Annotated in this window: 4 protein-coding genes and 1 pseudogene; 3 read left to right on the top strand and 2 right to left on the bottom strand. The window is 54.6% G+C overall.

Annotated elements, in window-relative coordinates:
• The first annotated feature begins 3 nt into the window (after nucleotides 1-3).
• The 3 genes from IV91_RS0103380 to IV91_RS0103390 all read left to right on the top strand — a co-directional run bounded on the left by IV91_RS0103380 (nucleotide 4) and on the right by IV91_RS0103390 (nucleotide 5,249).
• Nucleotides 4-2,718, top strand: a complete 2,715-nt coding sequence (locus IV91_RS0103380; protein WP_031596025.1) for a valine--tRNA ligase — start codon at nucleotides 4-6, stop codon at nucleotides 2,716-2,718.
• Between the two features lie 61 nt (nucleotides 2,719-2,779).
• Nucleotides 2,780-4,222: a beta-barrel assembly-enhancing protease gene (locus IV91_RS0103385; protein WP_082783183.1), complete on the top strand. Its 1,443-nt coding sequence runs from the start codon at nucleotides 2,780-2,782 to the stop codon at nucleotides 4,220-4,222.
• 13 nt (nucleotides 4,223-4,235) lie between these two features.
• The gene (locus IV91_RS0103390; RefSeq protein WP_031596027.1) at nucleotides 4,236-5,249 is read left to right on the top strand and encodes an NAD-dependent epimerase; all 1,014 of its coding nucleotides are present in this window, start codon (nucleotides 4,236-4,238) and stop codon (nucleotides 5,247-5,249) included.
• Nucleotides 5,250-5,280: 31 nt separating this feature from the next.
• On the opposite strand, the gene IV91_RS0103395 is transcribed toward IV91_RS0103390, so the two are convergent.
• Both IV91_RS0103395 and IV91_RS18345 read right to left on the bottom strand, forming a co-directional pair.
• The gene (locus tag IV91_RS0103395; protein WP_200874314.1) at nucleotides 5,281-6,879 is read right to left on the bottom strand and encodes a phospholipase D-like domain-containing protein; all 1,599 of its coding nucleotides are present in this window, start codon (nucleotides 6,877-6,879) and stop codon (nucleotides 5,281-5,283) included.
• A gap of 106 nt (nucleotides 6,880-6,985) precedes the next feature.
• A pseudogene (locus tag IV91_RS18345) lies at nucleotides 6,986-7,264 on the bottom strand (diguanylate cyclase domain-containing protein); the annotation flags it as partial.
• Nucleotides 7,265-7,400: the final 136 nt, after the last annotated feature.

Below are 7,400 nucleotides of genomic sequence, written 5' to 3' on the forward strand. Positions count from 1 at the left end.
TCCATGAGTCTTGCCAAAATTTTTGACCCTCAGGCCATTGAGGCGCACTGGTACCCTGTTTGGGAAGCGCGTGGTGATTTCAAGCCTTCCCTTGATCCCCAGACGCCTGCGTACTGTATCCTGCTGCCGCCGCCCAATGTAACGGGGACGCTGCATATGGGGCATGCCTTTCAGCATACCCTCATGGATGCCCTGATTCGCTACCATCGAATGAAGGGCGAGAATGTGCTGTGGCAAGCAGGGACGGATCATGCCGGGATTGCCACCCAGATGCTGGTGGAACGTCAACTGGAAGCCAAGGGCGAAGGGCGCGCCACTTTGGGACGGGAGGCCTTTCTGGAGCGGGTGTGGCAGTGGAAGGAACAGTCGGGTTCCACCATTACCCGGCAGATGCGGCGTTTGGGCAGTTCCTGTGACTGGACCCGCGAGCGTTTTACTCTGGATGAGGACCTCAGTCAGGCCGTCACTCAGGTGTTCGTCCGCCTCTATCGGGAAGGATTGATCTATCGCGGCCAGCGTCTGGTGAACTGGGATCCTCACCTGCAGACGGCGGTGTCTGACCTGGAAGTGGAGGCCCACGAAGAATCGGGGCATCTTTGGCATATCCGGTATCCTCGCGTGGATGGTCAGGGCTATCTGGTGGTGGCCACCACCCGTCCCGAAACCTTGCTGGGCGATGTGGCAGTGGCAGTGCACCCTGCCGATGAGCGTTATTGCAACCTCATCGGGCACGCACTTCATTTGCCTCTGACGGACCGCACTATTCCGGTGATTGCCGATGAGTCGGTGGATCCTGCCTTCGGCACGGGCTGTGTCAAGATCACCCCGGCCCATGATTTCAACGATTATCAGATGGGCAAGCGGCATGGATTGACGCCCATCAACATCTTTACCCCGGATGCCCACTTGAACGATCAGGTACCCCCTGAATATCGTGGACTGGAGCGTTTTCGTGCCCGTCAACGTCTTATCGACGACCTGGCGGCCCGGAACCTGCTGGCCGAAGTAAAACCGCATACCCTGATGATTCCGCGCGGTGACCGCAGTGGCGCAGTGATCGAACCCATGCTTTCAGATCAATGGTTTCTCGATACCGAGCGCATGGGCCAAGAGGCCTTGCGCGTGGTGCACGAGGGACAGATCCGGTTTGTGCCGGGTAATTGGATTCATACCTACGAGCATTGGCTGGGCAATTTGCAACATTGGTGTATTTCCCGACAATTGTGGTGGGGGCACCGGATTCCCGCCTGGTACGATGATGCGGGACAAGTTTATGTGGCCGAGAACCAGCAGGAGGCGGAACGACAGGCCGGGAAACCCCTGCGTCAGGATGACGATGTGCTCGATACCTGGTTCTCCTCGGCACTCTGGCCCTTTTCTACCCTGGGTTGGCCGACGGATACCCCGGAACTGCACCAGTTCCTGCCCAGTAGTGTGTTGGTGACGGGCTTCGACATCATTTTCTTCTGGGTGGCTCGCATGGTCATGATGACCACGCATTTCACCGGTCAGGTGCCTTTCCGGGAGGTTTTTGTTACCGGTCTGGTGCGCGATGCCCAGGGCCACAAGATGAGCAAGTCCCGTGGCAACGTGCTAGATCCTCTGGATCTGATCGATGGAATCGATCTGGAATCCCTGGTGACCAAGCGCACCGCTCACCTTATGGACCCTCGTCAGGCTGAAAAGATCGAGAAGGCCACCCGTGCTGAATTTCCTCAGGGTATTCCAGCCTTTGGTACTGATGCCCTGCGTTTTACTTTTGCCAGTCTCGCCACTCATGGAAGAGATATCAAGTTTGATCTGCAACGATGTGATGGCTACCGGAATTTTTGCAACAAGTTGTGGAATGCCACGCGCTTCGTCCTGATGCAGGAAACCCCGGAGGGACTGGCTCAGTCGCCGACGGTGGCAGACCGCTGGATTGGACAGCGTCTCGATGCCACCATTCGGGCGGTGCATGAGCATTTTGCCCAATATCGGTTTGATTTGGTGGCCCGTACCCTGTACGAATTCATCTGGGAAGACTTCTGTGACTGGTATGTGGAATTGGCCAAGACCCAGTTGGCCAACCCCGATACGGCGGTCACCACCCATGCTACATTGCGCTCGATCCTGGAAACGGCTCTGCGCCTGACTCACCCCCTGATGCCCTTCATCACCGAGGAGTTGTGGCAGCAGGTGGCTCCCCTGGATGCCATGGGTTCCAGCATTGCCCTGCAACCCTTTCCTCAACCTGCGTTGGTCCCCGATCCTGCCGCCAACGAGGCGATGGAACGTCTCAAGGCATGGGTCAACGGTTGCCGTACCTTGCGTGGAGAAATGAACATCAGCCCGGCAGAGCGACTGCCTCTCAAAGTGGCGGGTGCCACGCAGGCGCTTTTGGGTATGGAACACTATCTGATGCATCTGGCACGCCTCACGGGGGTGGATACCAGTGCTACGCCTTTGCTGTCGGTGGAGGCGCCGGTGGTAACGGTGGATCACCTTCAGATGCAATTGCAGGTGCAGGTGGATGTCCCCGCGGAAATTGAACGTCTGACCAAACAACGGGATAAGACCAGAATCGAAGTAGAGCGCTGTTGCGCCAAACTGGATAACCCCGGTTTCGTGGATCGTGCGCCTGCCACTGTGGTTACTCAGGAACGGGAACGTTTGGCTCGCTTTCGTCAGTCTCTGGCCGAGGTGGAAGTCCAGTTGGCGCGTCTGACTACCCTTTGAAGCAGGGGGGCAGGCCATAGTCCCGAGGGGTTTCCGCGAAAACTTCCGCGGGTAAGGTATCATGAGCACCATGAAACGATGGTTACTTTTTCTTTATGTCAGCATGCTGTCCGTTCACTTGACGGCCTACGAGTTACCCGACCTGGGCGACAGTTCTTCCATGACATTGTCGAGCAAGGACGAGATGGCTCTGGGACGCCAGGTGATGCAGGAGATCCGCGCGGATCCCGCCTATTTCAACGATCCGGAGAGCGTGGATTTTGTCAGTTCCGTGGGGCACCGTTTGTTGGCCGTGAGTGATGATCTGGGCGATCAGCATCACTTCGAATTTTTTATTCTGGAAGATCCCACACTCAATGCCTTCGCCTTGCCCGGTGGGTTCATCGGGGTACATACGGCGCTGATCGAAGCGGCGGACAATGAGTCTGAACTGGCCTCGGTACTGGCCCACGAAATCTCCCACGTCACCCAGCATCATATTGCCCGTGCCATGGAGGATCAGAACAAGAATTTGCCCCTCTCCCTGGCGGCCATGGCGGCGGCCATTCTGGCGGCGCGCAGCAGTCCTGATGGGGCCATGGGTGGGGTGGTGGGGGCACAGGCCGGGATGGTCCAGGCCCAACTGAACTTTTCTCGGGGGAATGAACGGGAAGCCGATCGGCTGGGCATTCGTCGCCTTCTCAAGACTGACTACGATCCCCGTGCCATGGCGACTTTTTTTACCAAGTTGGGGCGTTATGGTCGCTTTTATGAAGGGGCACCTGCCTTTCTCCAGACTCACCCCTTGACCACCGAACGTTTGGCGGAAATACAGGACAGGTTGCAGAACGTTCCTTACCGGCAAGTTCAGGATGGTCCAGATTTCGCGCTTATCAAGGCCCGTATTCAGGCTCTGGTGGGAACCCCCCATGAAGCACTGGAAAGTTTTCAGAATCACGACTACGATATCCATCGTTCCGAGGACGTTCCTCTGCTCTATGGAAAGGCGGTTGCGCTGTGGCGTAGTCGCGCTTATGGAGAGGCTCAGTCCCTGCTCGAACAGGTGCGCGCCGTTTCTCCGCCCAATGCTTTATTTGACAGTCTGCGCGCTCAGATCACATTGGACTCGGGGCATGTGCATCAGGCCATTCTACAGTTTCAACATGGATTGCAGCGCTTTCCCGATGAGCGTGCGCTCAATTACGGTTATATCACGGCTTTGCTGACCGCAGGGTTACCTGAACAGGCGCTCAAGATCATCAACGAACGGATTTCACTCACCAGTAGCGATGAGCAACTCTACGAATTCCAGTCCCAGGCTTATTCTGCACTGAATCAGCAGATGATGAGTCATGAAGCCCTGGCCCATGCCTACCTGTTGCTGGACAATCCCAGTGCCGCCATGGACCAACTCCAGATCGCCCTGGGAGCAGGCGATGGAAACTTCTACCAGAAATCCCAGGTGGAAGCCACGATGCGCGAAATCAAGGCAGAACTGGCGGCACGCAAGGGCAATAAAAAGTAACCTGAGATCACCGATGAAAATACTTCTTACAGGTTGCGCCGGATTTATCGGCATGCAGGTTTCCCAACATCTCCTGGAGCGGGGGGATGAGGTGATTGGGGTGGACAATCTCAATGACTACTATGATGTTTCCCTCAAGGAAGCGCGTCTGGCCCGTCTCACACCCTATGGAAACTTCGATTTTCATCGGCTCGATATCGCTGATGGGACGGCGCTCCAAGCACTCTTTGCTCAGGAAAAGCCCCGGAGAGTCGTGAACCTGGCTGCCCAGGCGGGGGTGCGCTACTCACTGCAGCATCCTCAGGCGTACATTGATGCCAATATCCAAGGTTTCCTGAATATTCTGGAAGGTTGTCGCCACCATTCCGTCGAACATCTGGTCTATGCCAGCAGTTCCAGTGTCTATGGGGGCAATACTCAACTGCCTTTTTCCGAGCACCATGCCGTCGATCACCCCGTCAGTCTGTACGCTGCCACCAAAAAGTCCAATGAACTGATGGCCCATACCTACAGTCATTTATTCAATCTGCCCACTACGGGTCTCCGTTTCTTCACCGTCTATGGTCCCTGGGGGCGCCCGGACATGGCCCTGTTCAAATTCACCCAGGCCATCCTGGCAGGATCTCCCATCGATGTCTATAACGAAGGGAAGATGGTGCGTGATTTTACCTACATCGATGATATCGTGGAGGGCACCGTGAGAATCCTGGACAAACCCGCCACCCCCAACGAAGGCTTTCAGAAAGAACATCCTGACCCCGCCACCAGTTGGGCTCCCTACCGCCTCTTCAATCTGGGCAACCAGCATCCCACCCCTCTGATGGATTATATTCACGCCATCGAAGTGGCTACGGGAAAAAAAGCCACCCTGAACTTTCTTCCCATGCAGCCAGGCGATGTGATGGCTACAGCAGCCAACACCGAAGAACTGGAAAAGTATTGCCAATTCACCTCCTATACTCCGGTGGAGGAGGGCGTAAAACGGTTCGTTGATTGGTATCGGACGTATACTGCGGCCAAGGGATAGGATTTTTGCTCCACTCAAGGGCCGCATCCCGTTATAACTCGTCATCCATGGGCAGCAAAGATAAAATATTGGCCTTGATTCTTTGCCAGTCACTCCTTGCCGGCTCCGTCGTATACTCGACAGTTTTACCGTTTTTCCGAGTGCGCCACACCAGGCTCTGTCCCACATCGTTTGGCCGCAATGCCAGCTGGTAGGCATTGGCCGGCTGCACCATAGCATCAAAACGCGTAGCAATCTGTTGCGCGAGCACGGGCGAGTCGATGATCAGACCGATCTCGGTATTGAGATGCATCGATCGTTGATCAAAGTTCATTGAGCCTATGAACAACTTTTGACGGTCAAATACGAACAGTTTCGCGTGCAGCGAATAATTTCCGTAGCGCGATATTGCCTTCGTTTCACCACTGCCGCGTGTGTTGCCCAGCAGCGAACGGATTTCATAAAGTTCCACGCCCTCTTCGAGCAATGGTATCCGATAATGCATATAACCAGCCTGCGCCGGCAATATCATGGATGAATCAAGTGAGTTGGTCAAAATGCGAACTCGTACGTTGCGTTTACGCAAGTCTTCGATCAGTTGCATCCCTTCCTTTCCCGGTATCAAAAAGGGCGTCACCATCAGTAATTCGGACTTTACCTCGAGGGCTGCATTGGCCACTGCGCGGTGCATCAATTTGCCCACCATTTCTCCATCTTCAACTTTTTTCTTGTCGGGGCTATCATAAATCAACTGTGCATGCGCCCAAATCAGGGGCAAGCGACCGGAGGTAATCCCGTCAAATGGCTCGCCACTCGCAACCCGCTTCAAATAATCAACCCCGGTCGCTTTTATCTCTCGATTCTGTTGCTTCAATTCCACGCGACGTTCCCTCAAGGCGGCATGGGACGATTTTTCACCTGAAAGCGCCTCAGCAGGAATTGACAGATCGGAGTTCCAAAATTCGTCGAAACTTGACGAGAGTTTTTTAGTGATGGGGCCAGCTACAAAGACATCATCATCGGCAAATTGGGAATCAGGATCGATCTGAAAGTATTGATCCCCGATATTCCGCCCTCCTATCAGCGCGATGGCATTGTCCACGACGAATAATTTATTGTGCATCCTGTAGTCGAGCCGGGAGGCATTGAATGTGAATTCTGTGGCTCTGAGCAACTCACTGTGGCCACGATATGCGAAAGGATTGAATATTCGAACCTCGATAGAAGGATGTGCCGCCAGTTTGGTAATCTGCTCATCGCCAGCCACGGTGTCTCCATCGTCGAGCAGTACGCGCACACGCACCCCACGATCAGCTGCGCGCAATACGGCACTGGTCAGCAACTGTCCTGTATCGTCGTCGCGAAAAATGTAATATTGAAGGTCGAGTGTTCGTTCTGCCGCGTTGATCATTTGCATTCTGATCAGAAAACCGTTGGCTCCTGCCGGTATGATGCGAAATCCTGAGTTGTCGCCATGCTCCCGGCCAGCATTTTCGAACTGACGGCCGAGCCTTGTTTCCTCAGGATTGGCGAGTGCTGAGGATTTTGTTTTTGCGAAATTTGAACCAGGAGGAAGCGACGCACATCCACTCAAGACTGCGAGGATCATCATTACAACAAAGGAAAAACGTCCGGTCATTTTGGTAATCATGGCAGATAGGCCCTTTTCAACGAACTTGAATTGCGGTGTCAAGTTTTTGTTTCTCGACCGATTTTTGCCTACCGCTTACCTTCATGGGGTTGCGAGTGTAATGTCCTCATGGCGTCACCAATGACCTGAAACAACCCTTGCCTTCCCGCTTTGCCTCATAAAGCGCAAGATCGGCATGTTTGAGAAGATCCTGCGGATTCGTTCCGTGGTCCGGATAAAATGCAATGCCGATGCTCGCGCTCAGCATGATAGGATGGCCCTGCAGTTCCATCTCCTCCGAAAGTTTCTGCAGTATGGTTTCTGCGAGACAGTAGACTGGATCCTTTCTTTCCAGTCCATCGAATAAAATGATGAATTCGTCCCCTCCAGGCCTTGCCAGCAGATCCGATGCGCGGACTAAACCTCCCCATGCCTAAAGGCAGGGGGTTCTAAGGGCGAATCCACCGGGGTCTCCTGGCTCTCGCGTCGCCGCTACAGCATCCAGGCCATGACCGATGGCAAACCCTCTATCACAAACGACC

Origin of the sequence: Ferrovum myxofaciens (genome assembly GCF_000735045.1) — a bacterium.
Classification (GTDB): domain Bacteria; phylum Pseudomonadota; class Gammaproteobacteria; order Burkholderiales; family Ferrovaceae; genus Ferrovum; species Ferrovum myxofaciens.